This is a genomic window from Demequina iriomotensis (assembly GCF_000971395.1).
GTDB classification, from domain to species: domain Bacteria; phylum Actinomycetota; class Actinomycetes; order Actinomycetales; family Demequinaceae; genus Demequina; species Demequina iriomotensis.
The window spans coordinates 121,583-148,218 of the sequence record NZ_BBME01000014.1; the positions used below are offsets into that span (position 1 = coordinate 121,583).

Genomic DNA, 26,636 nt, shown 5'->3' on the forward strand with positions numbered 1-26,636 from the left:
GGGTAAGGCACGCCTTACCGTCCCCGAACGGAAGGCGCGTCGATGCTCGCCAACTACCTCATCGGCCTGCGCGAGGGCCTCGAGGCCGCGCTCGTCGTGAGCATCCTCGTGGCGTACCTGGTCCGCACCGACCGGCGCCCGTTGCTGCGCCAGGTGTGGTTCGGCGTGGGCATCGCGGCCGGCGTCTCCATCGGGCTCGGCGCGCTGCTCACGCTCGGCCCCCAAGGGCTCTCATTCGAGGCTCAGGAGGCGATCGGAGGCGCGCTCAGCATCGTCGCCGTGGGCCTCATCACCTGGATGATCTTCTGGATGGGCCGCAACGCCCGCCACCTCAAGGGACAGCTCGAGGGTGCGCTCGAGAACGCGATCGCCGTGGGCAAGGGCGCCGTCGTCGCGATGGCGCTGCTCGCGGTGGGGCGCGAGGGCCTCGAGACCGCGCTGTTCCTGTGGGCCGGCATCACCTCGGCCGGGTCGACCTGGGCACCCATCGCGGGCGCGTCGCTCGGCATCGCGACCGCCGTCGGGCTCGGCTTCCTCATGTACCGGGGCGCCGTCCGCGTCAACCTGCGCACGTTCTTCCAGTGGACCGGGGTGTTCCTCGTCCTCGTGGCCGGCGGGGTCCTCGCCTACGGGGTCCACGACCTTCAGGAGGCCGGCATCCTCCCGGGCCTCCACACCCTGGCGTTCGACGTGTCCGATGCGGTGCCCGCCGGCTCCGTCCACGGCACCCTCCTCAAGGGCATCTTCAACCTCTCGCCGCAGACCACGGTGCTCGAGGCCGTCGCGTGGGTCGCGTACGTGGTGCCCGTCATGTGGATCTTCATCGGGATGGCCTTCCGCGGCGGACCGCCGAGGGCCGCACGGACCGCACCCGCCGCATCGTCCCCCGACCTGGCCGCCGCCGGCGCCTGACAGCCGTCCCACCCCACCACCCCGACCCGCCGAAGGATCACCCATGCCCCGCCCCGCCCTCGCACGCCCTCTCGCCGCGACCGGAGCCGCCTTGTCGGCCCTCGCGCTGACCGCGTGCGTGCCCAACGCCTCCGCCGACGACGAGGCGATCGCCGTCGAGTCGACCGCCGACGAGTGCAAGGTCGCGTCGACCGAGGTGCCGTCGGGCACCGTGGTCTTCGACGTCACCAACTCCGGCGACGACGTCACCGAGTTCTACCTGCTCGCCTCCGACGGCCTGCGGATCATCTCCGAGGTCGAGAACGTGGGGCCCGGCATCACGCGTCAGCTCGTGGTGCAGGTGCCGGCAGGCGATTACCTCACGCAGTGCAAGCCCGGCATGACCGGCGACGGCATCCAGGCCGCGTTCACCGTCACCGACTCGGGTGAGGACGTCTTCTCGGGCGACGACGCCGAGCTCCTCGCTGCGGCGGGCGAGCAGTACCTGCTCTACGTCCGCGACCAGATCCAGACCCTCGAGGACAAGACCGACGCCTTCCTCGCGGCCTACACCGCGGGCGACGACGACGAGGCGCGCGCGCTCTACGCCGACGCCCGCGTCCACTGGGAGCGCATCGAGCCCGTCGCCGAGTCCTTCGGCGACCTCGATCCCATGATGGACGCCCGCGAGGCGGACCTCGCCGAGGGCGAGTCGTGGACCGGCTGGCACCGCATCGAGAAGAACCTGTGGCCCCCGGCGGAGGGCTACGACCTCACCTCCGCCGAGCGGGAGGAGCTGGCCGACAAGCTCGCCGCCGACACCGCGGATCTCGCCGCACGCGTGAACGCCGAGGACTTCGCCATCGACGCGTTCCAGGTGGGCAACGGCGCCAAGGAGCTGCTCGACGAGGTCGCCGCCGGCAAGATCACCGGCGAGGAGGAGATCTGGTCGCACACGGACCTGTGGGACTTCCAGGCGAACGTCGACGGGGCGTCCGTCGCGTACGGCGTGCTCCACGACGTGGTCGCCGAGTCCGACCCGGCCCTGGTCGAGGAGCTCGACTCGCGCTTCGCGGAGCTGGAAGGCCTGCTCGCGCAGCACGGCTCGGTCGACGAGGGCTTCGTGCTCTACACCGAGCTCACCGACGATCAGATCGTCGAGCTCGCGCGCGCGGTCGACGCCCTGGGCGAGCCCTTGTCGCGCCTCACCGCCGCGGCCGTCGCCTAAGGTTCGCCGCATGACGCAGGACCGTACGGACGCCCCCGCCCCCGCCCCTGAGGCGGGCGGGGGCACCCCCGCGCCGGCGGACGATGCGCGAGAGGGCTCCGGCCTCTCGCGTCGCACCGCGCTGGGAGCCGCCGGCGCGGTCGCCGGCGCCGCCGCGCTGACGGCCGGCGGCTTCGCCGCGGGCCGGACCGCCGCATCGTCCCCGCAGACGAGCGCCTACGACTTCTTCGGCGCCCACCAGAGCGGCATCGTCACGCCGCAGCAGGACCGCCTGCACTTCGCCGCCTTCGACATCACCACCGACTCGACGGCGCGCGTCGTCTCGCTGCTGCGCCGCTGGACGGAGGCCGCAGCGCGGCTCATGGCCGGCTCGGAGCTCGGGTCGGGCGCGGCGGGAGGCGCGTACGCCGCGCCGCCGGACGACACGGGCGAGGCGCTCGGCCTGCCCGCCTCGGGCCTGACCATCACCGTCGGGTTCGGTCCCGGGCTGTTCGACGAGCGCTTCGGGCTCGCGTCGAGGCGGCCCGACCAGCTCATCGACCTGCCGCAGTTCTCGGGCGACACCCTCGACGAGCGGTTCGTGGGCGGCGACCTGTGCATCCAGGCCTGCGCCGACGACCCGCAGGTCGCGGTCCACGCGATCCGCAACCTCTCGCGGATCGCGTTCGGCGACGCGGCGATCCGTTGGGCGCAGCTCGGCTTCGGCCGCACCTCCTCGACCACGCGCGAGCAGGACACCCCGCGCAACTTCATGGGGTTCAAGGACGGCACGGCCAACCTTCGCGCCGAGGACACTGCGCTGGTGGACCGGTGGGTGTGGGCCGATGCGTCGGACGGCCAGGACTGGATGGCCGGGGGCTCGTACCTGGTGGCACGGCGCATCCGCATCCTCGCCGAGATCTGGGACCGCACGTCGCTCCAGGAGCAGGAGGCGACCGTGGGCCGCACCAAGGGCTCGGGAGCGCCGCTGTCGGGCGGATCCGAGTTCACCGCGCCCGACTTCGCGGCGACGGGCCGCGATGACGCGCCGCTGATCCGCCCCGACTCGCACGTGGCCCTCGCCCACCCGAGCGCTCACGGCGGCGCCATGATGCTGCGCCGCGGCTACAACTTCACCGACGGCGCGGACGAGCTCGGGCGTCTCGACGCGGGGCTGTTCTTCCTCGCGTACGTCCGCGACCCGCGCGAGCAGTTCGTGCCCGTCCAGAACGCGCTGTCGAGCTCGGACGTGATGACCGTCGAGTACCTGCGCACCACCGGCTCGGCGCTTTTCGCGGTGCCGCGCGGCGTCGCGCCCGGCTCGGCGCTGGGCGCCGAGGGCGCCTACGTGGGCCAGGAGCTCTTCGCGTAGCTCGCCGTCATCGTCCTCCCCCTCCACCCCCAGACACCTCTCCACACGTGCGAGGCGCCTCTCCGCACCAGGGGCGCCGATCAGCACGACGATGTCCATGGCGACGTCACCATCCGCGTCGGTGCGTGGAGAGGCGTCGCCGCGAGAGATGCCGACCGTCGGCGCCTGTGGCGGCGTGTCGTCACCTTCCGCGCCTCGACTGACGGCGGGTCGCGCTCGACTCCGTTCGCAGTGCCGGGCGGGATCGGACGTGGGTTCTCCACAGGATGAGCCGGGCCGATTGAGCCCGTCCCGAGCTCCGGGTTAGCGTCGCTGCGACGGACCATCCAAGGGGGATCATGAGGCTCGTACCACGTATTTCGCTCGCCCTCGTGGCAGTGCTCGCGATTGTCGCGGGCAGCGGCGAGGCAACTCCGGCGGCAGCGGCGGGACCTGGCGGTCCGCCGGCGCACGCATCCGACCCGCGGGACCGGTTCGCCGGGATGTCGGGCGAGGAGATTGTCGACAAAGGCCTCGCCGGCGAGGGCTTCGACGCGGAAGCCGTCGAGGTCGGGCTCGACGGGATCGGGATCGTCGCGCGCTCGGCGACCGACAGCGACTTCATGATGCGCCTCGACCTGGCCGCCGGGTCAAGCAACGGGACGATGACAGTCTCCGAGACGGTCGACGGTCTGCACGTGACCGATGTGTACGGCGTCGACATCCGGGAGTCGACGGTCGAGCGCGCCGTGTTCGACCTCACCGATACGACGACCGGCGAGGTGCTCCACTACGACTCCACGGCGGCGAGCCCCTCGATCGCGTTCGTGATCCCGATCGCCTTCGCCGCGATCTCGCTCAGCACGGCGCTGTACTACCTGGCCGTCGGCGCCGCGATCGTGATCTCGGGCGCGCTCGCCCTCGAGACCGCGAAGGCCGTCAGCAAGATCCTCGAGGAGAACGACCGCCGCTCCGCCTCGAAGCGTCGCTACTACTACGCGGCCGTCCGCGAGAACGGGAAGGTGTACATCAGCCCCTCGGGCCTCACCGCCACGCAGGCGCTCGCTCGGGGCCGCAAGGGCTGGGATGTGTGGGCGACGTCGGCCGCATACGCGCGGAGCCTGGCGCGCAAGTTGAATCCGTCGAGGAGCCCTGAGTGGCATCCTGCCCACAAGGATGGGTACCTGCGCCACTACCACCCATACATGCACCGACCGAACATGCACGCTTTCTACGGCTTGCCGTCGTAGCCACCTGCGCGCGACTTCATGAACAAGGAGAGACATGGCAACGAGCGACGTGGGTGCGGCTGCAGCCGAGTACCGGGCGCAGCACCACATCCCCTTCTCACCGACAGTGACCGAGGCTTCGGCGCTTCTCGAGTCCTTGGGCGCGCAACCCTTCGCGTTCGAGCGGCATATCGAGCGGCTTCGCGACGAGTGGGTCGAGCCCGACCTGATCTCGGCGGTCTACTCCTTCGCCGACGTGGACCTGCTTCACTACCGCGCCAGCGACGAAGAGGTCCAGGACAGCATCGAAGCGGCCCAGTTCGCTTACGACCCGCTTGAGTACGGCCCCGACAATGTTGAGGACACGGTGCTCGCGCACGAGCTCGAATGCCTCGAGCGCATCATCGTCGCTCTCGAGCACAAGGCCGATGACGCGGAATTCGTCGGCGGGTTCCGGGTATGGGGCAGCGGCCACTGGCTCCGCGAGCTCGTCTGGGCCGCGACCGCCGTCATCCCACGTGAGCCAGGCTGGCCGAAGCAGTACTCGCCGCTCTTCGCTCGCGCGTTCGAGGAGGTGGGTATGCGCCCCTTCGAAGGCCGCCCCCTCGACTGGCCGTGAGGTCCGCCATGGCCGCGTCGACCCGCCGGGCCATCGCGGTGGCCGCCGCAGCCGCGTGCGCGGCCCCTGTCCTCGCATCGTGCGCCCCGACACCGGCAGGCCCAACAGTCATCGGCCTCGTCGACACCGGGGTGATCGTCGACGCCCCGCAGTTCGAGGCCTACGCGATCGACCAGGAGTCGCCCACCGTGTCGGGCGAGCACGGAACACTCGTGCTCTCCGTGCTCCTCGGCGTCGCGGGAGACGACGACGCGCTGCCACCCAAGGACGTGGACGTCGTGAGTGTCGACGTGGGCGCGGATGCGACCGCGGACGACCTCGCGGCGGGGATCGAGGCCGCTCTCGATGCGGACGTCGATGTGGTCTCCATCAGCATGGGATGCCGACGCGGCAGCCCGGCGCTCGCGGCCGCGGTGGGACGTGCCGAAGTCCTCGGTACGCCCATCGTCGCCGCGGCCGGGAACGTGCGGTTCCTCGCCCCCGACTACCCCGCGCGCTACGCATCGGTCATCGGGGTCGGCGCCGTCGCGGCTGGCAGGCGCCCGTGGAGCGAGTCTGCGTCCGACGGTGTCGAGGTGACGGCGCTCGGCGTCGACGTGCATGCGCTGGACGCGCACGGTGAGCCGCGCACCGTGTCCGGCACCTCGTTCGCCACGGCCCTCGCAACCCACGACCTCGTCCTCGACCTGGGATAAGCGCGCGCCCGGCGAGGCGCTCAGCGCTCAGATCCGTCGTTCTCGAGCACTGCGCACCTCGCCGGGAACATGTCGGGGGCTCCCAGCCGCCCCAAGGGCCACGACGACGCACGCCGTCTTGTCACATCCAGTAGTCGATCTGTTACAGTACTCGATGTGACACAGACAGACGCGTTCGCTGCCGACCTCCTGCGCGGCAACACCGAGACGATCGTGCTCGGCGTGCTCCGCCGCGGCGACAGCTACGGCTTCGAGATCCACAAGGCGATCCGCGACGCCGCGGGCGGCGAGCACGAGATCAAGGAGGCGACGCTCTACGCCGCCTACCGGCGCCTGGAGAAGGAAGGCCTCGTCGAGTCCTACTGGGGCGACGAGTCACAGGGCGGGCGCCGCAAGTACTACCGCATCACCGACGCGGGGCGCGCGGTCTACCGAGGGCGCGTGGACGCCTGGACCGCCACCCGCCGCATCATCGACACCCTCCTCGACGTGAAGGATCTGCCATGAACACCGACATCCACCGTCTGCTCGACGAGGCCTTCGCGGACGTCGAGATGACCTCCGAGGCGCGCGACCTCAAGGAGGAGATCCGCGCCAACCTCATGGCCCGCACCGGGGAGCTCGAGGGAGACGGCCTCTCCCCCGTCGCGGCGGCCCGCCGCGCGATCGAGGAGCTCGGCCCGCTCGATGAGCTTCTCGGCGAGACGGCGCCCTCGAGCGCCGCATCGGGACGGCCCGAGCCCGTCGCCGTGCTTCACGCACGCCACAAGGTGCGCCCGAAGCCGGGGTTCGTGGTCCGCGCGACGCTGCTGCCCGTGGTCGCGGCCGCGGCCGCCACCGTGGCGACGCTGGTCGCGGTCAACGTGATCGACGGCCGCCCGGGAGCGATCCTCGGGCTCGGCCTCCTGGCGGCGGCGGCGCTCGGGTGGGTCACCGCCGACGCGCTCGCGCAGGAGACCACCACCAACCACCCCATGCCCGTCGGGCGCGCCGCGGCGTGGGGCGCCGCCACGTTCGCGGCGCTCGGTGCCGTCGCCGCCGGCGGCACCTTCGCCGCAGACACGGACACGGTCGGCTTCGCGGCCCTCGGCGGCACGCTCGCGCTGGCCGCCACCGGGATGTTCGCCTGGCTCGGCGCGACGCAGACCAACCGCCACAAGGCCTGGGTGCGCGGGCCGGCGACCGATCCGGCGCACCACCTCGACCGCTTCGCGACCGACGAGGCCGCCGCGACGCGGTTCGGCCTCTCCATGGCCGCGCTCTGGGTGGTCGGCCTCGCCCTCGCGGTCGCGCTGGCCGTGGCGGTCGCGTGGTGGTGGGCGCTCATCGTCCTCGCCGCGTGCGTCGCGGCCATGATGCTCATGCTCGCGACGATGCTCGTCGGCTCGCACTCGACGCGCTGACGAGCCGCCCGGCGCTACGCCTCGTCGGTGATGCGATGCAGGCGCCGCGCGGCCTCGGAGATGGTGCCCGACAGCGACGGGTAGACCGTGAACGCGCCCGCGACGTCGTCAACGGTGAGGTGCTGGGCCACCGCGAGCGAGAGCGGGTAGATGTGCTCGCTCGCCCGCGGACCCACCACCACCGCGCCGAAGACCTGACCGGTCACCTTGTGGCCGAAGATCTTGACGAAGCCCTCGTCGATCCCGAGCATCTTCGCGCGCGGGTTGCGCGCGAGGTCGAGCCGGGAGACCTCGTAGAAGAGGCCCCGCTTCTCGAGCTCGGCCTCCGAGGCGCCCACGGCGGCGATCTCCGGCACCGTGAACACGTTCGACGCGACCCTGCGCAGGTCGAGCGGCGTCACCGCGTCGCCGAGCGCGTGCGCCATCGCGATGCGGCCCTGCGTCGCGGCGACGCTCGCGAGCGGCAGCACGCCCGTGCAGTCGCCCGCCGCGTACACGCCGCGCGCCGTCGTGCGCGAGACCCGGTCGACGCGGATGAGCCCGCGCTCGTCGAGCTCGACGCCCGCCTCCTCGAGGCCGAGCCCCTCGGTGTTGGGCACCGAGCCGACCGCCATGAGGACATGGCTGCCCTCGAGCACCGTGCCGTCCTCGAGGGCGACCCGCACCCCGGCATCGTCCCTGGTGACGGACGATGCGCGGCCTCCCACGAGCGTCATGCCCCGCTCTTTGAACACCTCGGTGAGGTGTGCCGAGGCGTCGGGATCCTCGCGCGAGAGCACGCGGTCGCCCGACGCGACGAGCGTGACGCGGCTGCCGAGCAGGTTGTAGGCGCCTGCGAACTCGGCGCCGGTGACGCCGCTGCCGACCACGATGAGGTGCTCGGGCAGCTCCGTGAGGTCGTACAGCTGGGTCCACGTGAGGATCCGCTCGCCGTCCGGCGCGCAGCCGGGGACGATGCGCGGGCGGGCGCCGACCGCGAGGAGCACGGCGTCGGCGTCGAGGGCCGTGCCCCCGACGACGACGCGGTGGGGCGCCGCGAGGCGGGCCTCGCCCTCGATCACCCGGACCCCGTTCGACGCGAGGCGGGACGCGATGTCGGCCGACTGCTTCCGCACCAGGCCCTTGATGCGCGAGTTGACCTGCGCCATGTCGACCGTGAGCGAGGAGGCCAGATCGGCGCCGTCGGGACGCCTGATGCCGAGCTCCGGCGCGCGGTGCGCGATGGTGAGCCACTCCGCGGTGGCGATGACGGTCTTGGAGGGGACGACGTCGGTGAGGACGGCATTGCCGCCGAGGCCCTGACGCTCGACGAGCGTCACATCGGCACCGGCCTTGACGGCCACCAGGGCCGCCTCGTAGCCGCCCGGACCGCCGCCGACGATGACGACGCGAGGGGACATGGCTCCATCTAACCGCACCCCCGGGCACGCCCCCGACCGCGCCCGCCAGGCCGCCCCCGACTAGGCTCGTCGCATGACATCTGCCACCGAGTTCGCCGCGGAGGCCGCGGCCGCCCTCGCCGCCGCCACCGGCGTCGACACCCACGACATCGCCCTCGTGCTGGGCTCCGGATGGGGCGGCGCCGCCGAGCTCATCGGCGAGGAGACGGCGCGCGTCGACGCGAGCGACATCCCCGGCTTCGACGCCCACGTGGTGCCCGGGCATCACCCGGTGTTCCGCTCGCTCGTCGCCCCCAGCGGTCAGCGCGTGCTCGTGCTCGGCGCGCGCCAGCACTACTACCAGGTGCGCGACGCCGGGAAGGTCGCGCACGCGATCCGCATGGCCGCCGCGGCCGGCTGCACCCGCCTGGTGCTCACCAACGGGTGCGGCTCGACGCGCCCCGAGGTCGGGCCCGGGTCGGTGGTGCTGCTCGCCGACCACATCAACCTCACCGGCCAGACCCCGCTCGAGGGAGCGACATTCGTCGACATGAGCCAGGTGTACTCGCCGCGCCTGCGCGAGCTCGCGCGGAGCATCGACCCCGACCTTCCGGACGGCGTCTACGCGCAGTTCACCGGCCCGCAGTACGAGACCCCCGCCGAGGTGCGCATGGCGGCGATCCTCGGCGCGAACCTCGTCGGCATGTCGACGGTGCTCGAGGCCATCGCCGCGCGCGAGGCGGGCCTCGAGGTGCTCGGCCTGTCGCTCGTCACCAATCTGGCGGCGGGCATCGGCGGGGACACGCTCGACCACCAGGAGGTGCTCGACGCCGGCAACGCCGCGGGTCCGCGGATCTCCGCGCTGCTCGCGGCGATCGTCAGGGGGATGTGATGGAGGAGCTGCTGGCCAGGGCAGAGGCCTGGATCGAGGACGACCCGGACGATGCGACGCGCGAGGAGCTCGCCGGCGTCCTCGAGGCGGCGGTCGCCGGCGGCGCCGACGCCCTCGCCGATCTCGAGGACCGGTTCCGGGGCTTCCTCGAGTTCGGCACCGCGGGCCTGCGCGGCCGCATCGGCGCGGGCCCGAACCGCATGAACCGCGCCGTGGTGATCCGCGCCGCCGCGGGGCTCGCGCGCTACATGACCGATGCGCTCGGCGAGCTCGGGGTCGAGGGGCCCGGCCGCATCGTCATCGGCTACGACGCACGCCACGGCTCGTCGGCCTTCGCGCTCGACACCGCCGCCGTGATGACCGCCGCCGGGCACGAGGCGCTGCTCCTCCCCCGGACGCTCCCCACCCCGGTGCTCGCCTTCGCGACGCGCCTGCTGGACGCGGACGCCGGGGTCATGGTGACCGCGTCGCACAACCCGCCGCAGGACAACGGTTACAAGGTCTACCTGGGTGGACGCATCGTCACCGACGAGGGCCAGGGCGCGCAGATCGTGCCGCCGTACGATGCGGCGATCGCGTCGCGCATCGCGGCGGTCCCGTCGGTCGAGTCCGTGCCCCGCGCCGACGAGGGCTGGCGCGAGCTCGGCGAGGGCGTGGTCGACGACTACGTCGCGCAGGTCGCCGCGCTGGGCGGCGACGTCGCACCTGTCGCCTCGCGCCGGGCCGCCACGCGCATCGTCCTCACGCCTCTCCACGGCGTGGGCGGCGAGACCGTCGAGCGCGTGCTCGCGGCCGCCGGCTTCACGGACGTGCACACGGTCGCGGAGCAGGCCGAGCCGGACCCCGACTTCCCCACCGTCGACTTCCCCAACCCGGAGGAGAAGGGCGCGATCGACCTGGCGCTCGCCCTCGCGGAGCGCGTGGAGGCCGACGTGGTGATCGCGAACGACCCCGACGCGGACCGCTGCGCGGTCGCCACCCTGGTCGACGGGCGGTGGACCATGCTGCACGGCGACGTGGTGGGCTCGCTGCTCGGCGAGCGCGTGGCGTCGCGCACGCCCGCGGGCTCGCACGTGCTCGCGAACTCGATCGTGTCCTCGCAGCAGCTCGACGCCATCGCCGAGGCCCACGGGCTCGGGCACGCGAACACGCTCACGGGGTTCAAGTGGATCGGCCGGACGCCGCGCATGGCCTTCGGCTACGAGGAGGCCCTGGGCTACTGCGTCGCGCCCGACCTGGTCCGCGACAAGGACGGCGTCTCCGCGGCGCTCCTCATGGCGGACTTCGTCTCCGAGCTCAAGGCCGCGGGCCGCACGCTCGCCGATGCGATCGACGACCTCGCCCGCGCGTACGGCGTGTACCTGACGTCCCAGGTCTCGGCTCGCTACGCCGACCTCGCGGAGATCCCGGCCACCATGGCGAGGCTCATGGCGTCGCCCCCGGCGACGCTCGCGGGCTCGCCTGTGGTCGCGACCGACGACATGTCGCAGGGCTTCCGCGGGCTTCCCGGCACCACCGGGCTGCACCTCGCGGCCGCCTCGGGGGCACGCGTCATCATCCGCCCGTCGGGCACCGAGCCGAAGGTCAAGGCATACCTCGAGGTCGTGGTCCCGGTCGAGGAGGACGACGTGACCGGAGCGAAGGCGGCGGCGGCGGACACCATGGAGGCGCTGCGCGCCGACGTGGCCGCCGCGCTCGGGATCTGATCGGCGCGAAGGCACACCTCTCGCCCGACTTGCTTGCCATGACAATCCTCAGGATTGCCATGGCAGGCAATCTCGACGCGACTCACGCCACCCCGCGCCTCGGCGCGGCGGATCGCGGGGTGGGCCGTCGACGTGCGCGCCCCGGCGGGCGGGCTCAGTACGAGCCCGTGGCCTCGCCCCCGTCGAGCACCGCGGCGGTGCCGGACAGCCCCAGCCGGGTCGCGCCCGCCTCGATCATCGCCACCGCATCGTCCCAGGTACGGATGCCGCCCGAGGCCTTGACGCCCAGTCGCCCCCCGACCGTGTCCGCCATGAGCTTCACGGCGTGCACCGTCGCGCCGCCCGTCGCGTGGAAGCCCGTCGACGTCTTCACGAAGTCGGCACCCGCGGCCTCGGAGGCCAGGCACGCCCCGACGATCGCCTCGTCGGTCAGCGCGGCGGACTCGATGATCACCTTGAGGATCTTCGGTGCGGGAACCGCGGCGCGCACCGCGGCGATGTCCGCCTCGACCGCCGCGAAGTCCCCCGCGAGGGCGGCCGCGACGTCGATCACCATGTCGACCTCGTCCGCGCCCTGCTCGATGCTCAGCGCCGCCTCGGCGGCCTTGACCGATGAGTGGTGCTTGCCCGACGGGAAGCCGCACACCGTCGCGACGGCGAGACCATCCGGCGTCGCGACCGGCAGCATCGACGGCGACACGCACACGGAGAAGACCCCGAGCGAGGCCCCCTCCGCGATGAGCGCCTCGACGTCCGCCGGGGAGGACTCGGGCTTGAGAAGGGTGTGGTCGACGTAGCGGGCCAGCTCGGCGCGGGTGAGAGTCATGGCTCCAGCCTAGGGCGCGCGCGGGCTTGCCACCCGCGCACGGGTGTGCGACCCTCGAGACCAGCGGCCCGCGATGGGCCTCCCGGACGAGCAGCGACGTACCCGGAACGCGACAAGACGACGCCCCAGGAGCACGTCATGCCGTGGATCGTCCTCATCCTGTCCGGGATCCTCGAGGCCGTGTGGGCCACCGCCCTCGGCCGCTCGGGGGGCCTCTCCAGACCCGTCCCCAGCCTCGTCTTCGCGCTCGCGCTCGTCGCGAGCATGGGAGGCCTCGCGTACGCGATGCGCACCCTCCCCACCGGGACCGCCTACGCCGTCTGGGTGGGCATCGGCGCCTCCCTCACGGTCGGCTACGCCATGGTGACGGGAGCCGAGGCCGCGAGCGTCCTCCGCATCGCGCTCATCCTCGGCATCGTCGGGTGCGTCGTGGGCCTCAAGCTCGCCCGCTGACGCGTGCCCGGAGGTGCTGGGCGCCCATCGCTGTCGCGTTCGGGCGCTCAGCACCTCCCCCGGCTCCGCGGCCGGCGGCGCGCTACAGCTCGAGGCCGTAGCCCTCGATGACCAGCTCGGCGAGGTCCGCCTTCTCGTCGTACGGCAGGAACGCGCCCCACGCGGCCGCCAGCGTCGCCTCGAAGAGGTCCTCCTTGTCCCACCCGACCGCGGCCAGCGCGGCGAACTCGGAGGACATCGACACGCCCGAGACCAGGCGGTTGTCGGTGTTGACCGTGACCGCGAAGCCGAGGTTGCGCAGCTCGTGCATCGGATGGTCCGCGATGGACGATGCGGCGGCCGTCTGGACGTTCGAGGTCGGGCAGCACTCGAGCGGGATCTGCAGGTCGAGCGCGTGCTGCGCGATCACGCCGAGCACCAGCTCCTCGCCGCCGAAGCCCTCGATGTCCTCGTGGATGCGGACGCCGTGGCCGATGCGGCGCGCCGAGCCCAGGCCGAGCGCCTCGCCCACGGAGGCGGCGCCGTCGGCCTCGCCCGCGTGGATGGTGACGGGCATGTGGTGCTCGCGCAGCAGCTGGAACGCCTCGCGGTGGTTCGACGCGGGGAAGCCCGCCTCCGGGCCGGCGATGTCGAAGCCGACGCAGCACCGGCCGCGGTTCGCGAGCGCGAGCTCCGCGATCTCGACCGAGCGGTCGAGGTGGCGCATCGCGTCGAGGATGGCGGCGGCGCGGATCGCGTAGCCGGCCTCGAGCGCCTCGGAGACGCCCTCCTCGATGCCCGCCTGCACCGCCTCGACGACCTCCTGGAGGGAGAGCCCTCCGGAGACGTGCTGCTCGGGCGCGTAGCGGAGCTCGGCGTAGATGACGCCGTCGGCGGCGAGGTCGAGCACGGCCTCGCGTGCGACGCGCGTGAGGTTTGCGGCGGTCTGCATCACCACGGTGGTGTGCGCGAACGCCTCGAGGTAGCGCACCAGGTCGCCCGAGTCTGCGTTCTCCGCGAAGATGCGCGCGAGCGCGTCGGGGTCGGTCGAGGGAAGCTCGTGGCCGATCCCCGCGGCGAGCTCGATGAGCGTCGCGGGGCGCAGGCCGCCGTCGAGGTGATCGTGCAGCACGACCTTGGGCAGGGCGAGGATCTCGTCAGAGGTGAGGGTCATGAGGCCAGGCTAGTCGCGGCGCGCGGCCGCCGCGCCATCGAGGAGCGCGGGGGCGCTACCCGCGCCTCGGGACGGGCAGGACCACCCACGAGGCGCGCGACCAGTTCCCGAGCGCGGGCTGCCGCCCCGCGCCCGGCCGCAGCTCCGCGTCCGCGATCGGCAGGATCCGCGCGGTGCCGGGCTCGTAGACCAGGAAGCCCTCGCCCGTGTCGCCGACGATGAGCACCACGTGGCGAGGGATCACCGAGTCGAGCCCGAGGCTCGAGTCTCCGGACGCGTACAAGGGCACCGGGATGCCGTCATGCACCGCGCGACGCACGTGGGCGAGCAACGGGGCGAGCGCCTCCGGCGTCGAGTCGTCTACGAGCGCGCCGCGGAACCGCAGCCCGGCGAAGCGCGTGTGCTCGTCGACCTTCCACGGCGGAGTCCCGAGCGATCGCGGCCACGCGACCGGGCCCAGCGCCGACGTGGTGGTGTGGAGGTGCAGCACGCGCTGGAGCGCATGCCAGCGCTCGTCGAGGCCGCGCGTGGGGAGATCCTCCGCCATCACCGCGAGCACCTCCGCGGGGATGTAGTCGGCGAGGGTGCGGCCGGTGACCACCCACAGCGCGACCAGGGGATCACCCTGCATGAGCATCGCCGACATGACGGCGGCGCCGCACGTGGTCTGATCGACCTGCCGCGCCTCGACATGCACCCACCGCACGTGGCTCTGCGGGCGCATCACCGGGTCGGCGATCGCCTCGCGCGCCTCCGCGTCGAGGCCGTCCCACGCGGCCGCGAACGCCGCGACGGCGGACAGCGGCGCACCCGAGGCCACGGCGCGGAACAGGACGGGAGCATCGTCCCCCATCTGGTCGCGCGCCACCGCGAGCGCCTTGGCGTCCGCCGCGGACGCCACCGCCACCGCGCGCTGGAAGGCGCGTGTGAACAGCCTCTCGGTCGCGGCCGGCTCCTCCGCGGGACGGCGCTCCGACACCCCCACGAGGCCCGCGACGCGGGCGACGGCGGAGGTGAGCGTCCAGGACATCTAGACCGTCCGCGCACCCACGGAGTCGAGGAGGATCTCGCGCGTCACGGAGCCGCCCGGCGTGATGTCGAGCGTGCCGGCGCCTTCGCATGCCTCGGTCAGGGCGGCGAGCCCGCGCGGCATGCGGTCCTCGGTCTCGGTGTGGAGGGTCATGATCACGTCGCCCGCCCTGACCTCGTCCCCGACCACCTTGTGCAGGAAGACGCCGGAGGAGACCTCGACCTTGTCCCCGAGCCGCGCGCGTCCGGCGCCCAGGCGCCATGCCGCGACGCCCACGCCCATCGCATCCATCCGGGTGATGACACCGTCGCGGTCCGCCCGGACCTCCTCGACATGCGGCGCCGCGGGCATCGACGCGTCGACGTCCCCGCCCTGCGCGGCGATCATGCGCCGCCAGGCGTCCATCGCGCGGCCGTCCCTGAGCGCCTCGGCGGGGTCGACGTCGGTGACCCCGGCGCCCGCGAGCATCTCCCGCGCGAGCGCGAGCGTGAGCTCGACCACGTCGGCCGGCCCGCCCCCCGCGAGCACCTCGAGCGACTCCGTCACCTCGAGGCCGTTGCCGATGCCGCGGCCCAGTGGCGTCGACATGTCGGTGAGGAGCGCGGACGTCACCACGCCCGCGTCGGTGCCCAGGTCCACCATGGTCCGCGCGAGCTCGCGCGCCTGGTCGATGTCCTTCATGAACGCGCCCGTGCCGACCTTGACGTCGAGCACCAGCACGCCGGTGCCCTCGGCGATCTTCTTGGACATGATGGACGATGCGATGAGCGGGATCGCCTCCACCGTCCCCGTCACGTCGCGCAGCGCGTAGAGCTTCTTGTCGGCCGGCGCGAGGCCCGTTCCGGCCGCGCAGATCACGGCGCCCACGTCCTCGAGCTGGCGCAGCATCTCCGCGTTGGAGACGTCCGCGCGCCAGCCGGGGATCGACTCGAGCTTGTCGAGCGTGCCGCCCGTGTGGCCCAGGCCGCGTCCCGACAGCTGCGGTACCGCGACGCCGCAGGCCGCGACCAGCGGCGCGAGCGGCAGCGTGATCTTGTCCCCCACGCCGCCGGTCGAGTGCTTGTCGGCTGTGGGGCGCGACAGGCTCGAGAAGTCGAGGCGCTCGCCGGTCGCGATCATCGCGGCCGTCCAGCGGGCGATCTCCGCGCGCGACATGCCGCGCTGGAGGATCGCCATCGCGAGCGAGCTCATCTGCTCGTCGGCGACGACGCCGCGCGTGTACGCGTCGACCACCCAGTCGATCTGGTCATCGGTCAGGGTGCCGCCGTCGCGCTTGGTGCGGATGACGTCGACGGCGTCGTGGCGCTCGGCCATCAGCCCTCCTCGAGGTGCTGGGGCCCGAAGGCCCACGGGAGTAGATCGTCCAGGGTGAGGGTGCTGTCGGGTCCGTCGATGAGAAGGCCCGGTCCCCCGAACTCGTACAGGAGCTGGCGGCAGCGGCCGCATGGCTGCAGCGGCGCACCCGCCGCGTCGACGCACGCGAAGGCCACGAGGCGCGACCCGAGCGCGTCGGTATGGAGCTTGGATACGAGCGCGCACTCGGCGCACAGCGTCAGCCCGTAGCTCGCGTTCTCGACGTTCGCGCCGGTCACCACCTCGCCGGTGTCGGTCAGCGCGGCGGCGCCCACCCTGTACTTCGAGTACGGCACGTACGCGCGCTCGCTCGCCTGCCGCGCGCGAGCGCGGAGCATGTCCCAGTCGACGTCCATGGTCCTACTTCTTGTACGGGATGCCCTCGGAGGCCGGCGGGCGGGCGTGCCCGACGAGGCCGGCGACGGCGAAGATGGTCGCGATGTACGGGAACATCGCCAGGAACTGCGACGGGATGGGCGAGCCGATGGTGCCCAGCTGGGCGCGCAGCGCGTCGGCGAAGCCGAAGAGCAGGGCCGCGGCCAGCGCACCGCGGGGGCTCCACCGGCCGAGGATCATCGCGGCGAGCGCGATGTAGCCCTTGCCCGACGTCATCTCCTTGCCGAAGGCGAGCCCCGACGCGACGGTGAAGAAGGCGCCGCCGAGCCCGGCGATCGCGCCGCCCAGCACGGTGTTGCGCACGCGCGTGCGGTTGACCTTGATGCCCACGGTGTCGGCCGCCTTCGGGTGCTCGCCCACGGCGCGCACGCGCAGGCCCCAGCGCGACTTGAACAGCATGATCTGCATCGCGGCGACCACGACGTAGAGGATGTAGACCAGGAGGTTCTGGTTGAACAGCACGGGTCCGATGATCGGGATCGAGGACAGCAGCGGGATCGGCAGCCGCGCCATGCCGAGCGCCTGGTTGAGGTCCCCGTTCTCGGTCATGACCGTCGAGAAGAAGAAGCTGGTGAGGCCGACCACCAGCATGTTGAGGACCACGCCCACGACGATCTGGTTGACCCAGTACTTGGTCGCGAAGATCGCGAGGAGCAGTCCGACGAGCGCGCCCGCGACGGGCGCCGCGATGAGGCCCACGTAGGCGTTGCCCGCCATCGACCCCACGAGCGCCGCGAGGAACGCGCCCGCCAGCAGCTGGCCCTCGATCGCGATGTTGATGATTCCCGAGCGCTCGCACAGCGTGCCGGCCAGCGCGCCGAACACGAGCGGCACCGCGAGGAACAGCGAGCTCGTGAGCAGGCCCGTGAGCTGGATGCTGGTCGCGTCGCGGCCGGCGCCCGCCCACGTGAGCAGCGCGCCCATGATCGCCATGCCGTAGACCACGGGCAGCCACACGCCGACCTTGCGGTGCTGGTTGGCGCGGTACGCGGCCCAGCCCGCGAGGGCGAGCGCGAGGACCGAGAGCACGATCGCGGCGAGGCGCGACGGCGCCGTGTAGGTGGGCAGGTGGACGAAGTCGGTATTGCGCGCGACCACGAAGGTGGTCGACGAGCCGGTCGGCGTGCCGAGGCCGAAGATGACGAGCGAGATCAGCGCGATGACGCCGAGCGCGATCGAGGCTCCCCACCGCTTCGCGGGGATGGGCGCGCTCGGGGCCGGGGCCGCGGGCGCATCGGCGACGGTCGCGGTCATGCCGCCACCTCCTTCTCGTGGGCGGGGCTGGGCAGCCGGAAGATGGCGCGCACCAGGGGCGGAGCGGCGATGAACAGCACGATGAGCGCCTGGATCACCACCACGATGTCGACCGGGAGACCCGCGTTGACCTGCAGCGACGGCCCGGAGGCCTGGAGGCCGCCGAACAGGATCGCGGCGAGGACGATGCCGAGCGGCCGCGACCGGCCGAGCAGCGCCACCGTGATCGCGTCGAAGCCGAGCGAGCCGGCGACCGCGTCCGTGAGGAACTTCTGCGTACCGAGCACGGGCGCCGAGCCCGCGAGCCCCGCGAGGGCGCCCGCGATCACCATGGTGAGGATGGTCGCGGCGCCGATGCTCATGCCGGCGGTGCGCGCGGCGCTCGGGTTGGCGCCCACGGCCCGCAGGCGGAAGCCGAGCGTCGACCTCTCCATGAGCCACCAGACGCCCCACGCGCACGCGAGCGCGAGCACGAAGCCGAGGTGGAGGTTGAACTGCACGCCGAGGATCTTCGGGTACTGCGCGGTCTCGGCGACGATGGGCGAGATCGGGTTGTCGCTGCCCTCGCGCTGGAACGCCTCGAGCGACAGGAGCCAGGCCACCAGGTAGAGCGCGATGTAGTTGAGCATGATCGTGACGATCACCTCGTGCGCGCCGCGCTTGGCCTTGAGCACGCCGGGGATGAAGCCCCACAGCGCGCCGCCGAGCGCGCAGCCGAGGACCGCGAGCAGCAGGTGCAGGCCCCACGGGAGGTCCCACGCGAACCCGATGTACCCGCCGACCGTCGCGCCGATGAGGATCTGGCCCTGGGCGCCGATGTTGAAGAGGCCGGCGCGGAAGCCCAGGCCCAGGCCGAGCCCCGCGAAGATCAGCGGGGTCGCCATCGTGAGCGTCTGCGTGAACGGCTTGATCATGCCGGCGAACGACTCGGCCTGGAGGTTGAGCACGGCGCCGTTGAACATCGCGGAGTAGGCGGAGCCGAGCGCGTCGCCGATCGCGGAGAACGTGTCGCCCGGGCGCGAGAAGAAGTAGCCCGCGGACTCGCGGACCGCCTCGTCCGCGAAGATGATGAGCAGCCCGCCGATGATCATCGACGCGACGATCGCCATGAAGACGACCATGCTCGAGCTCTCGGCGATCTCCCTCAGGACCTGCCGCGAGCGGCTCTCCTGGGGCGCCGCCACCTCGGCGTCGGGCTCCGTGGTGCTCTGGCCCTGCTCGCTCACGCGACCTCCTCCTGGTGCGCGCCGGCCATCATGAGGCCCAGCGTGTCGCGGTCGGTGTCCGGCGGCACGATGCCGACGATCCTCCCGTGGTACATGACGGCGATCCTGTCGGCGAGCGCGACCACCTCGTCGAGCTCGGCGCTCACGATGATGACGGCCGCGCCGGCGTCGCGCTCGGCGACGATGCGCTTGTGGACGAACTCGATCGACCCCACGTCGAGGCCGCGGGTCGGGTTCGAGGCGATGAGCAGCTTGAGCGGACGCGACAGCTCGCGCGCGAGCACCACCTTCTGCTGGTTTCCGCCGGACAGCGATCCTGCCGTCTGCTCGATCGAGGTCGCGCGCACGTCGAACTGCTCGACGTGCTTGCGCGCCTCGTCCGCGATGGCCTTCGGCTGCAGCGCGAAGCCCTTGGCGTACGGCGCCTGATCGTGGACGTCGAGGATGAGGTTGTTGGCGATGGTCATGGACGCGACGATGCCGTCCTCGGTGCGGTCCTCGGGCACGAACCCGATGCCGCTGAAGAGGACGTCCTTGATCGACTTGCCCGTGATGACGTCGCCGTCGAGGATCGCGGAGCCGGCGTCCGCGGCCACCACGCCGATGAGCGCCTCGGTGAGCTCGGTCTGGCCGTTGCCCTGCACGCCCGCGATCGCGAGGATCTCGCCGGCCTTCACCTCGAAGGAGACGCCGTCGAGCTGCACGATCTCCGCGTCGTCGACCACCGTGAGCCCCTCGACCGTGAGCATCGTCTCCCCGGGCTGCGCCGCGGTCTTGTCGACGCGCATCGACACCGCGCGCCCGACCATGAGCGAGGCGAGCTCCTCCTGCGAGGCCGTCGGCTCGGCGGTGCCGACCACCTTGCCGCGACGGATCACGGTGATGGTGTCCGCGACGGCCTGGACCTCGCGCAGCTTGTGGGTGATGAGCACCACGGAGGTGCCCGCGTCGCGGAGGTCCTTGACGATGCCGAGCAGCTCGTCGGTCTCCTGGGGCGTGAGCACGGCGGTGGGCTCGTCCAGGATGAGGATGGAGGCGTCGCGGGAGAGGGCCTTGATGATCTCGACGCGTTGCTGCGCGCCCACCGGCAGGTCCTCGATCACCGCGTCGGGGTCGACGTTGAAGTTGAAGCGGTCGGAGATCTCGCGGACCTTGGTCCGGGCCGCGTCGAGGTCGAGCAGCTTCGCGGGGCCGCGCACGTCCTCGTGGCCCAGCATGACGTTCTCGGCGACCGTGAAGGGGTGCACCAGCATGAAGTGCTGGTGCACCATGCCGATGCCGGCGGCCATCGCGTCGCCCGGTCCGTCGAAGACCACCGGGGAGTCGTCGAGCAGCACCTCGCCCTCGTCGGCGTCGTACAGCCCGAACAGCACGTTCATCAGGGTCGACTTGCCGGCGCCGTTCTCGCCCAGCAGGGCGTGCACCGTGCCCGGCTCGACCAGCAGGTCGATACGGTCGTTCGCGGTGAAGTCTCCGAAGCGCTTGGTGATGCCGCGAAGCTCGAGTTTCACTGGGGGTCCTCCCACGTCTTTGCTCGGACTTCACCGAGCCTACTAGCGGAGACAGCGAGGGGCGCGCCGCAGGCCAGGCCCGCGACGCGCCCCCGATGAGGTGTGTCTTAGGAGACGTCGACCGAGATCGAGCCGTCGATGATGCCGGCCTTGATCGTGTCGAGCTCCGCGAGGACGTCCTCGGGCACGACGCCCTCGGCGAAGTCCGCCACGCCGACGCCCTCGTTCTCGAGCGTGCCCAGGTAGGGCTCGGCCGAGAAGCCGGACTCGACGGTGGCCGCGATGGTGTCGAACACCGAGTTGCCGATGTTCTTCAGCACCGAGGTGAGGACGATGTCCGCGTAGTCGGTGGTGACGGTCCAGTCGGAGTCCACGCCGATCAGCCAGGCGTTGCCGGCCGACTGCACGGCCGCGGCGGCGCCGAGGCCCACGGGGCCGGCGACGGGCATGACCACGTCGGCGCCCTGGCTCAGGAACTCGTCGGTGACGTTCTGACCCTTGGACTGGTCGGAGAAGTCGCCGGTGAACTGGCCGTCGGTGCCGTCCCACCCGAGGACCTTGACGTCGCCGCCCATGGTCTCGTTGTAGTAGTTCGCGCCGGCGAGGAAGCCGTCCATGAAGATGGTGACGGACGGGATGTTCATGCCGCCGAAGGTCGACAGCGTGCCCGACGCCGAGGCGCCCGCGGCCGCGTAGCCCGCGAGGAACGAGGCCTCGTCGGTGTCGAACGTGATGGGCTTGATGTTCTCGGCATCGGTGGTGCCGTCGTAGTCGTTGTCCGCGAGGTCGTCGATGATCGCGAAGCTGACGTCCGGGTTGGCGAGCGCCGCGTCGACGGTGGCCTGCGAGAGCAGGAAGCCGACCGTGATGATGAGGTCGCAACCGGCGGCGACCTGGGCCTCGATGTTCGGCGCGAAGTCCGCGTCGGTCGTCGACTCAGCCGAAGCGATCTCGATGCCGAGCTCCGACTCCGCGCGGGTCAGACCCTCGTAGCCGGACTGGTTGAACGACTTGTCGTCGAAGCCGCCCGAGTCCGAGACCATGCAGGCCTTGAAGTCGACGGTCTCGGCGGGGGCGGCGCCGGTGGTGGCGTCGGCCGACGAGGTGCCCTCGTCCTCAGGGGCCGAGGCGCACGCGGCAAGGGCGAGCGCCGACACAGCGGCGACGGCGCCCACACGGATGATGTTCTTCATCAGGTGATTCCCTCTTCTGGTGATCCGCCCGGCTGCCACCGGGCGGGGGTCGTACGGGTCATCGTACGGACGCCATGTTACGAAAGATGCACAACTGATGACGCCGCCGCAACGATTCTGCAACGTTCATGCATCCGCGAGGGCCGACGCCGCATCCTTCACGCGCTGGGCTGCGGAACGCACCGTCACCAGGATCGCCTCCTCGGACTCGACCACCACCGCATCGTCCACCCCCACCACGACCACGGGCTTGGTGCCGCCGACCACGAGCGGTGCGCGTGCGCCGACGACGCCGACGGGCGCCTCGCGGCCGATGGCCACGGCCTCGGACGCCGCGCCCGAGAGCTCGGCCAGCGAGTCGAAGTCGCCCACGTCGTGCCACTCGAAGCTCGCGGGCACCACGGCGACGCCGCCCTGCGCGGCCACGGGCTCCGCGATCGCGTGGTCGATGGCGATCTTGGTGAGCGTCGGCCACACGCGACCGAGCACCTGCGCCCGCTCGGGGCCGTCCCACGCCGCGGCGATCTCGCGCACGCCGCTCGCGAGCGTCGGCTGGAGACGGTCGAGGTGACCCAGCAGCACATCCGTGCGCACCACGAACATGCCCGCGTTCCACGCGTAGCCGCCGCGCGCGAGCATCCCCGTCGCGGTCTCCGCGTCGGGCTTCTCCGTGAACGCGATCACGTCGCGCGCCTCGCCCTCCAGGGCTCCGCCCATCTCGATGTACCCGAAGGCCGTCGACGGCTCGGTCGGCTCGATGCCGATCACGACCACCTTGCCCGTGCGGGCGACTCGCGCCGCCTCGGCGACGGTAGCGCGGAACGATGCGGCGTCCGGGATGAGGTGATCCGCGGCGAACGATCCCATCACACAGGCGCCCCACCGCTGCTCGATGAGCGCCGCCGCCAGGGCGATGGCCGCCATCGAGTCCCGTGGGCTCGGCTCCGTGACCAGGTTGGCGCCCGGCACGTCCGGCACCTGGTCCGCCACCGCCGGGGCGTGCCGCTCGCCCGTGACGATGAGGACGCGCTCGGACAGCGGCGTCACGCGCGCGACGGTGTCCTGGAGCAGCGTCGAGCCGCTGCCGAGCAGGTCGAGCAGGAACTTGGGCCGGTGGGGCTGAGACAGCGGCCACAACCGCGATCCGACGCCGCCCGCCGGGATGACGGTGATGAAATCATGCACGATATCCGACACGATCGGCTCCCCCATGGTCGATTCAGTCATGGCGACCACACTAGGATGCGTGGCAAGCCCGGAGAAGTGCTGTGAGGAGTCCTGTGTCACCGACGACGTTGTACCGAGGCCATGAAGGCATGTGGATGTGGGTGGTCCACCGTGTCACCGGCGTGGCCATCTTCTTCTTCCTGCTCATCCACGTCCTGGACACCGCTCTCGTGCGCGTGTCCCCCGAGGCGTACAACGAGGTGATCGGGTCGTACAAGACGCCGCTCTACGGCCTGGTCGAGGCCGGGCTGGTCGCGGCGATCCTGCTGCACGCGTTCAACGGCCTGCGCATCATCGCCGTGGACCACTCCACGTGGGCGCTGCGCCACCAGAAGCAGCTGGTGTGGGCCGTCTGGATCCTCTTCGCGATCCTCATGGTCGGCTTCCTGCCCCGCCACCTCATGCACGTGTTCGGAGGTGCCTGATGACCGCATCGTCCCCCGAGTTCGTGCCCGGGCCCAAGATCAAGGAGCCGCGCATCGTGTCCGGGCGAGTGCGCCCGGGCGCCGAGCAGTGGTCGTGGCGCTTCATGCGCCTCTCGGGCCCGGTCCTCGTGGTGCTGATCCTCACGCACCTGTTCGTCAACCTCATGACGGGCGACGGCATCAGCCAGATCGACTTCGCGTTCGTCGCCGGCAAGTGGGCGGCCCCGCTGTGGCAGTGGTGGGACTTCCTCATGCTCGCGCTCGCGATGCTCCACGGCGGCAACGGCATGCGCCTGCTCATCAACGACTACGCGCACCGCGCGTGGCTCAACAAGACCCTGCACGGCGCGCTCGGCGTCGCGGTGCTCGGCATCATCGTGCTGGGCTCGCTGGTGATCTGGACGTTCGACCCCTGCCCGATCGACGCCGACCCGTCCCTGCTCCCCAGCTTCTGTGAGGATGTCCGATGACCCACCACGAGTACGACGTCGTCATCGTCGGCGCCGGTGGCGCCGGCATGCGCGCGGCCCTCGAGAGCTCGCAGCGGGCGCGCACCGCGGTGCTCACCAAGCTCTACCCCACCCGCTCGCACACGGGCGCCGCGCAGGGCGGCATGGCCGCGGCGCTCGCAAACGTCGAGGACGACAACGCCGAGTGGCACGTCTTCGACACGGTCAAGGGCGGCGACTACCTGGTCGACCAGGACGCGGCGGAGATCCTCTGCAACGAGGCCATCGACGCGGTGCTCGACCTCGAGAAGATGGGCCTGCCGTTCAACCGCACGCCCGAGGGCAAGGTGGACCAGCGCCGCTTCGGCGGGCACACCCGCGACCACGGCCAGGCTCCGGTGCGTCGCTCCTGCTACTCGGCCGACCGCACCGGCCACATGATCCTCCAGACGCTGTACCAGCAGTGCATCAAGCAGGAGGTCGAGTTCTTCAACGAGTACTACGTGCTCGACCTCATCCTCGACAAGGACCCGCAGGCCGCGGCGCCCGGCGAGGACGTCTCCGTGGCCGGCGTGGTCGCGCTCGAGCTGTCGACCGGCGAGATCCACACGTTCCGCGCCAAGTCGGTGATCTTCGCGACCGGCGGCGCCGGCAAGGTCTTCAAGACCACGTCGAACGCGCACACGCTCACGGGCGACGGCATGGGGATCGCGCTGGGCGCGGGCCTGCCGCTCGAGGACATGGAGTTCTTCCAGTTCCACCCGACGGGCCTCGCGGGGCTCGGGATCCTGCTGTCCGAGGCCGCGCGCGGCGAGGGCGGCATCCTGCGCAACTCCGAGGGCGAGCGGTTCATGGAGCGCTACGCCCCCACCATCAAGGACCTCGCGCCGCGCGACATGGTCGCCCGTGCGATGGCCAACGAGGTGCGCGAGGGCCGCGGTGCGGGCCCGCACAAGGACTACGTGCTCCTGGACCTCACGCACCTCGAGCCGGCGCACATCGACGAGAAGCTGCCGGACATCACGGAGTTCGCGCGCACCTACCTGGGCGTCGAGCCCTACACCGAGCCCGTGCCCGTGTATCCGACCGCGCACTACGCGATGGGTGGCATCCCCACCACGGTCCAGGGCGAGGTGCTGCGCAACAACACCGACACCGTCAAGGGCCTCTACGCCGCCGGCGAGGTCGCGTGCGTGTCCGTGCACGGCGCCAACCGCCTGGGCACCAACTCGCTGCTCGACATCAACGTGTTCGGGCGCCGTGCGGGCATCGCCGCCGCCGAGCACGCCGTCGCGACCGCGGAGGCCGCGGCCTTCCCGGACGATGCGGCGGCCCGGGTCGAGGGCATCGTCACCCGCCTGCTGGCGACGGTGGGCGGCTCCGGCACGGAGCGCGTCGCGGACGTCCGCAAGGCGCTCCAGGAGACCATGGACCGCAACGTCCAGGTGTTCCGCGACGCCGACTCCCTCGAAGAGGCGACGCGCGTCGTCGCGGAGCTCAAGGAGCGCTACAAGGACGTCGCGATCCACGATCGCGGCCAGCGCTTCAACACGGACCTCCTCGAGGCGATCGAGCTGGGCTTCCTGCTCGAGATCGCCGAGGTGGTCGTGGCCGGCGCGCTCGCGCGTCAGGAGTCCCGCGGCGGGCACTACCGCGAGGACTTCCCCACCCGCGATGATGAGAAGTTCATGCACCACACCATGGCCTACGCGACCGGGGAGGGCGTCCGCCTGGACACCAAGCCGGTCGTCGTGACGAAGTACCAGCCGATGGAGAGGAAGTACTGATGACGGCGACCGCCGAGTCCCCCGCCGTCGGCGAGGTCCAGGCCATGCTGGTCACGCTGCGCATCCTGCGCTCGAAGCCCGAGGGCAGCGACGACCACGCGCCCGGCGAGCAGTACTGGCAGGAGTTCCAGGTCGAGGCGCACGCCACCGACCGCGTGCTCGACGCCCTGCACAAGATCAAGTGGGAGCAGGACGGGTCGCTCGCGTTCCGTCGCTCGTGCGCGCACGGCGTGTGCGGCTCCGACGCGATGCGCATCAACGCGCGCAACCGCCTCGCATGCAAGACGCTGCTCAAGGACCTCAACCCGGCCAAGCCGATCATCGTCGAGCCCATCAAGGGCCTGCCGGTGGAGAAGGACCTCATCGTCGACATGGAGCCGTTCTTCGCCTCCTACCGCGAGATCATGCCGTTCCTCATGACCACCGGAAACGCGCCGACGCGCGAGCGCCTGCAGTCCCCCGAGGAGCGGGCCCGCTTCGACGACACCACCAAGTGCATCATGTGCGCCGCATGCACCACGTCGTGCCCGGTGTTCTGGACCGACGGCCAGTACTTCGGCCCGCAGGCGATCGTCGGCGCCCACCGGTTCATCTTCGACTCGCGCGACGAGGGCCAGTGGGACCGGCTCGAGGTGCTCAACGACAAGGCCGGCGTGTGGAAGTGCCGCACGGCCTTCAACTGCACCGAGGCCTGCCCGCGCGGCATCGAGGTCACCAAGGCGATCTCCGAGGTCAAGAAGGCGCTCACCACGGGCGCGATCTAGCCTCGACGTCGAAGGGCGGGGACGATGCGCATCGTCCCCGCCCTTCGGCGTTCCTGCGCCCCCGGCGCGGCTCCGTCCCGCATCCGGCGCGGGCAGCGTCGCCCCCTCCGCCGCCCCCTCTGTCGCAAGTCACGCATGGCGGGCGATCCGACGCGAGCCGCAACGGGGAGACGCGAACGCGATGCCGCAGAGTCGTGACTTCTGGCGGCGGCCCGGC

26 protein-coding genes and 1 riboswitch are annotated in these 26,636 nt (G+C 71.8%); of the genes, 15 read left to right on the forward strand and 11 right to left on the reverse strand.

Going from position 1 to position 26,636, the window contains the following annotated elements:
* Nucleotides 1-42 precede the first annotated feature (42 nt).
* The 8 genes from efeU (at nucleotide 43) to AOM09_RS09510 (ending at nucleotide 7,395) form a co-directional block, all read left to right on the forward strand.
* Nucleotides 43-912 (forward strand): iron uptake transporter permease EfeU, encoded by an 870-nt coding sequence (gene efeU, locus AOM09_RS09475; RefSeq protein WP_062387338.1) that lies wholly within the window; start codon nucleotides 43-45, stop codon nucleotides 910-912.
* 43 nt (nucleotides 913-955) lie between these two features.
* Nucleotides 956-2,119: an iron uptake system protein EfeO gene (efeO, locus tag AOM09_RS09480; protein WP_062387340.1), complete on the forward strand. Its 1,164-nt coding sequence runs from the start codon at nucleotides 956-958 to the stop codon at nucleotides 2,117-2,119.
* Between the two features lie 10 nt (nucleotides 2,120-2,129).
* Nucleotides 2,130-3,470: an iron uptake transporter deferrochelatase/peroxidase subunit gene (efeB, locus tag AOM09_RS09485; protein ID WP_062387344.1), complete on the forward strand. Its 1,341-nt coding sequence runs from the start codon at nucleotides 2,130-2,132 to the stop codon at nucleotides 3,468-3,470.
* Nucleotides 3,471-3,952: 482 nt separating this feature from the next.
* Nucleotides 3,953-4,699, forward strand: coding sequence for a hypothetical protein (locus tag AOM09_RS09490; RefSeq protein WP_062387346.1), 747 nt, complete (start codon nucleotides 3,953-3,955; stop codon nucleotides 4,697-4,699).
* A gap of 34 nt (nucleotides 4,700-4,733) precedes the next feature.
* A complete protein-coding gene (locus tag AOM09_RS09495) occupies nucleotides 4,734-5,297 on the forward strand; it encodes a hypothetical protein (RefSeq protein ID WP_062387348.1) in 564 nt (187 codons plus the stop codon).
* An 8-nt stretch (nucleotides 5,298-5,305) separates the two neighbouring features.
* A complete protein-coding gene (locus AOM09_RS09500; RefSeq protein ID WP_082099004.1) occupies nucleotides 5,306-5,992 on the forward strand; it encodes a S8 family serine peptidase in 687 nt (228 codons plus the stop codon).
* A gap of 156 nt (nucleotides 5,993-6,148) precedes the next feature.
* A complete protein-coding gene (locus tag AOM09_RS09505; protein WP_062387354.1) occupies nucleotides 6,149-6,499 on the forward strand; it encodes a PadR family transcriptional regulator in 351 nt (116 codons plus the stop codon).
* Nucleotides 6,496-7,395 carry a permease prefix domain 1-containing protein gene (locus tag AOM09_RS09510; protein WP_062387357.1) on the forward strand — a complete coding sequence of 300 codons (900 nt, stop codon included), beginning with the start codon at nucleotides 6,496-6,498 and terminating at the stop codon, nucleotides 7,393-7,395. Before AOM09_RS09505 ends, AOM09_RS09510 begins: the two co-directional genes overlap by 4 nt.
* A 14-nt stretch (nucleotides 7,396-7,409) precedes the next feature.
* On the opposite strand, the gene AOM09_RS09515 is transcribed toward AOM09_RS09510, so the two are convergent.
* Complete coding sequence (locus AOM09_RS09515; protein ID WP_062387360.1) at nucleotides 7,410-8,795, reverse strand: NAD(P)H-quinone dehydrogenase; 1,386 nt, start codon at nucleotides 8,793-8,795, stop codon at nucleotides 7,410-7,412.
* Nucleotides 8,796-8,868: 73 nt separating this feature from the next.
* Here AOM09_RS09515 and AOM09_RS09520 point away from each other — a divergent pair, with 73 nt between their 5' ends.
* Both AOM09_RS09520 and AOM09_RS09525 read left to right on the forward strand, forming a co-directional pair.
* Complete coding sequence (locus tag AOM09_RS09520) at nucleotides 8,869-9,666, forward strand: purine-nucleoside phosphorylase (protein WP_062387363.1); 798 nt, start codon at nucleotides 8,869-8,871, stop codon at nucleotides 9,664-9,666.
* Nucleotides 9,666-11,372, forward strand: a complete 1,707-nt coding sequence (locus tag AOM09_RS09525; protein WP_062387366.1) for a phospho-sugar mutase — start codon at nucleotides 9,666-9,668, stop codon at nucleotides 11,370-11,372. Before AOM09_RS09520 ends, AOM09_RS09525 begins: the two co-directional genes overlap by 1 nt.
* A 154-nt stretch (nucleotides 11,373-11,526) precedes the next feature.
* Here the strand turns inward: AOM09_RS09525 and deoC are convergent, their stop codons facing one another.
* On the reverse strand, nucleotides 11,527-12,198 hold the full coding sequence (gene deoC, locus AOM09_RS09530) for a deoxyribose-phosphate aldolase (RefSeq protein WP_062387369.1): 672 nt from the start codon (nucleotides 12,196-12,198) through the stop codon (nucleotides 11,527-11,529).
* Nucleotides 12,199-12,258: 60 nt separating this feature from the next.
* Nucleotides 12,259-12,325: riboswitch (guanidine-III (ykkC-III) riboswitch) on the forward strand.
* Nucleotides 12,326-12,336: 11 nt separating this feature from the next.
* Between deoC and AOM09_RS09535 the strand changes: the two genes are divergently transcribed.
* Complete coding sequence (locus AOM09_RS09535) at nucleotides 12,337-12,651, forward strand: DMT family transporter (protein ID WP_062387372.1); 315 nt, start codon at nucleotides 12,337-12,339, stop codon at nucleotides 12,649-12,651.
* Between the two features lie 82 nt (nucleotides 12,652-12,733).
* On the opposite strand, the gene AOM09_RS09540 is transcribed toward AOM09_RS09535, so the two are convergent.
* The 9 genes from AOM09_RS09540 to AOM09_RS09580 form a co-directional block, all read right to left on the reverse strand.
* Nucleotides 12,734-13,804 (reverse strand): adenosine deaminase, encoded by a 1,071-nt coding sequence (locus AOM09_RS09540; RefSeq protein ID WP_062387375.1) that lies wholly within the window; start codon nucleotides 13,802-13,804, stop codon nucleotides 12,734-12,736.
* A 55-nt stretch (nucleotides 13,805-13,859) separates the two neighbouring features.
* Nucleotides 13,860-14,834, reverse strand: a complete 975-nt coding sequence (locus AOM09_RS09545; protein WP_062387378.1) for a hypothetical protein — start codon at nucleotides 14,832-14,834, stop codon at nucleotides 13,860-13,862.
* Nucleotides 14,835-16,148 (reverse strand): thymidine phosphorylase, encoded by a 1,314-nt coding sequence (locus AOM09_RS09550; RefSeq protein WP_062387381.1) that lies wholly within the window; start codon nucleotides 16,146-16,148, stop codon nucleotides 14,835-14,837.
* Nucleotides 16,148-16,543 carry a cytidine deaminase gene (locus tag AOM09_RS09555; RefSeq protein WP_062387384.1) on the reverse strand — a complete coding sequence of 132 codons (396 nt, stop codon included), beginning with the start codon at nucleotides 16,541-16,543 and terminating at the stop codon, nucleotides 16,148-16,150. The genes AOM09_RS09550 and AOM09_RS09555 overlap by 1 nt, the downstream gene beginning before the upstream one ends.
* A 4-nt stretch (nucleotides 16,544-16,547) precedes the next feature.
* Complete coding sequence (locus tag AOM09_RS09560; RefSeq protein WP_062387387.1) at nucleotides 16,548-17,837, reverse strand: ABC transporter permease; 1,290 nt, start codon at nucleotides 17,835-17,837, stop codon at nucleotides 16,548-16,550.
* Nucleotides 17,834-19,063, reverse strand: coding sequence for an ABC transporter permease (locus AOM09_RS09565; RefSeq protein WP_062387390.1), 1,230 nt, complete (start codon nucleotides 19,061-19,063; stop codon nucleotides 17,834-17,836). Before AOM09_RS09565 ends, AOM09_RS09560 begins: the two co-directional genes overlap by 4 nt.
* A complete protein-coding gene (locus AOM09_RS09570) occupies nucleotides 19,060-20,574 on the reverse strand; it encodes an ABC transporter ATP-binding protein (RefSeq protein WP_062387393.1) in 1,515 nt (504 codons plus the stop codon). The genes AOM09_RS09565 and AOM09_RS09570 overlap by 4 nt, the downstream gene beginning before the upstream one ends.
* A gap of 107 nt (nucleotides 20,575-20,681) precedes the next feature.
* A complete protein-coding gene (locus tag AOM09_RS09575) occupies nucleotides 20,682-21,767 on the reverse strand; it encodes a BMP family lipoprotein (protein ID WP_062387396.1) in 1,086 nt (361 codons plus the stop codon).
* 126 nt (nucleotides 21,768-21,893) lie between these two features.
* Nucleotides 21,894-22,994 (reverse strand): mannose-1-phosphate guanylyltransferase, encoded by a 1,101-nt coding sequence (locus AOM09_RS09580; RefSeq protein WP_228375109.1) that lies wholly within the window; start codon nucleotides 22,992-22,994, stop codon nucleotides 21,894-21,896.
* Nucleotides 22,995-23,083: 89 nt separating this feature from the next.
* Here AOM09_RS09580 and sdhC point away from each other — a divergent pair, with 89 nt between their 5' ends.
* From sdhC to AOM09_RS09600, 4 genes are read left to right on the forward strand one after another with little or no spacing between them, the layout of a single operon-like run.
* The gene (gene sdhC, locus AOM09_RS09585) at nucleotides 23,084-23,419 is read left to right on the forward strand and encodes a succinate dehydrogenase, cytochrome b556 subunit (RefSeq protein WP_062387402.1); all 336 of its coding nucleotides are present in this window, start codon (nucleotides 23,084-23,086) and stop codon (nucleotides 23,417-23,419) included.
* Nucleotides 23,419-23,889 carry a succinate dehydrogenase hydrophobic membrane anchor subunit gene (locus tag AOM09_RS09590; RefSeq protein WP_062387405.1) on the forward strand — a complete coding sequence of 157 codons (471 nt, stop codon included), beginning with the start codon at nucleotides 23,419-23,421 and terminating at the stop codon, nucleotides 23,887-23,889. Before sdhC ends, AOM09_RS09590 begins: the two co-directional genes overlap by 1 nt.
* The gene (gene sdhA / locus AOM09_RS09595) at nucleotides 23,886-25,655 is read left to right on the forward strand and encodes a succinate dehydrogenase flavoprotein subunit (RefSeq protein WP_062387408.1); all 1,770 of its coding nucleotides are present in this window, start codon (nucleotides 23,886-23,888) and stop codon (nucleotides 25,653-25,655) included. The genes AOM09_RS09590 and sdhA overlap by 4 nt, the downstream gene beginning before the upstream one ends.
* A complete protein-coding gene (locus tag AOM09_RS09600; RefSeq protein WP_062387411.1) occupies nucleotides 25,655-26,419 on the forward strand; it encodes a succinate dehydrogenase iron-sulfur subunit in 765 nt (254 codons plus the stop codon). The genes sdhA and AOM09_RS09600 overlap by 1 nt, the downstream gene beginning before the upstream one ends.
* Nucleotides 26,420-26,636 lie beyond the last annotated feature (217 nt).

Excerpts from the sequence above, each read along its gene's own strand:
- efeU (WP_062387338.1), top strand. The coding sequence starts at position 43 with ATGCTCGCCAACTACCTCATCGGCCTGCGCGAGGGCCTCGAGGCCGCG.
- efeO (WP_062387340.1), top strand. The coding sequence starts at position 956 with ATGCCCCGCCCCGCCCTCGCACGCCCTCTCGCCGCGACCGGAGCCGCC.
- efeB (WP_062387344.1), top strand. The coding sequence starts at position 2,130 with ATGACGCAGGACCGTACGGACGCCCCCGCCCCCGCCCCTGAGGCGGGC.
- AOM09_RS09490 (WP_062387346.1), top strand. The coding sequence starts at position 3,953 with ATGTCGGGCGAGGAGATTGTCGACAAAGGCCTCGCCGGCGAGGGCTTC.
- AOM09_RS09495 (WP_062387348.1), top strand. The coding sequence starts at position 4,734 with ATGGCAACGAGCGACGTGGGTGCGGCTGCAGCCGAGTACCGGGCGCAG.
- AOM09_RS09500 (WP_082099004.1), top strand. The coding sequence starts at position 5,306 with ATGGCCGCGTCGACCCGCCGGGCCATCGCGGTGGCCGCCGCAGCCGCG.
- AOM09_RS09510 (WP_062387357.1), top strand. The coding sequence starts at position 6,496 with ATGAACACCGACATCCACCGTCTGCTCGACGAGGCCTTCGCGGACGTC.
- AOM09_RS09515 (WP_062387360.1), bottom strand. The coding sequence starts at position 8,795 with ATGTCCCCTCGCGTCGTCATCGTCGGCGGCGGTCCGGGCGGCTACGAG.
- AOM09_RS09520 (WP_062387363.1), top strand. The coding sequence starts at position 8,869 with ATGACATCTGCCACCGAGTTCGCCGCGGAGGCCGCGGCCGCCCTCGCC.
- AOM09_RS09525 (WP_062387366.1), top strand. The coding sequence starts at position 9,666 with ATGGAGGAGCTGCTGGCCAGGGCAGAGGCCTGGATCGAGGACGACCCG.
- deoC (WP_062387369.1), bottom strand. The coding sequence starts at position 12,198 with ATGACTCTCACCCGCGCCGAGCTGGCCCGCTACGTCGACCACACCCTT.
- AOM09_RS09535 (WP_062387372.1), top strand. The coding sequence starts at position 12,337 with ATGCCGTGGATCGTCCTCATCCTGTCCGGGATCCTCGAGGCCGTGTGG.
- AOM09_RS09540 (WP_062387375.1), bottom strand. The coding sequence starts at position 13,804 with ATGACCCTCACCTCTGACGAGATCCTCGCCCTGCCCAAGGTCGTGCTG.
- AOM09_RS09545 (WP_062387378.1), bottom strand. The coding sequence starts at position 14,834 with ATGTCCTGGACGCTCACCTCCGCCGTCGCCCGCGTCGCGGGCCTCGTG.
- AOM09_RS09550 (WP_062387381.1), bottom strand. The coding sequence starts at position 16,148 with ATGGCCGAGCGCCACGACGCCGTCGACGTCATCCGCACCAAGCGCGAC.
- AOM09_RS09555 (WP_062387384.1), bottom strand. The coding sequence starts at position 16,543 with ATGGACGTCGACTGGGACATGCTCCGCGCTCGCGCGCGGCAGGCGAGC.
- AOM09_RS09560 (WP_062387387.1), bottom strand. The coding sequence starts at position 17,837 with ATGACCGCGACCGTCGCCGATGCGCCCGCGGCCCCGGCCCCGAGCGCG.
- AOM09_RS09575 (WP_062387396.1), bottom strand. The coding sequence starts at position 21,767 with ATGAAGAACATCATCCGTGTGGGCGCCGTCGCCGCTGTGTCGGCGCTC.
- AOM09_RS09580 (WP_228375109.1), bottom strand. The coding sequence starts at position 22,994 with ATGACTGAATCGACCATGGGGGAGCCGATCGTGTCGGATATCGTGCAT.
- sdhC (WP_062387402.1), top strand. The coding sequence starts at position 23,084 with ATGTGGATGTGGGTGGTCCACCGTGTCACCGGCGTGGCCATCTTCTTC.
- AOM09_RS09590 (WP_062387405.1), top strand. The coding sequence starts at position 23,419 with ATGACCGCATCGTCCCCCGAGTTCGTGCCCGGGCCCAAGATCAAGGAG.
- sdhA (WP_062387408.1), top strand. The coding sequence starts at position 23,886 with ATGACCCACCACGAGTACGACGTCGTCATCGTCGGCGCCGGTGGCGCC.
- AOM09_RS09600 (WP_062387411.1), top strand. The coding sequence starts at position 25,655 with ATGACGGCGACCGCCGAGTCCCCCGCCGTCGGCGAGGTCCAGGCCATG.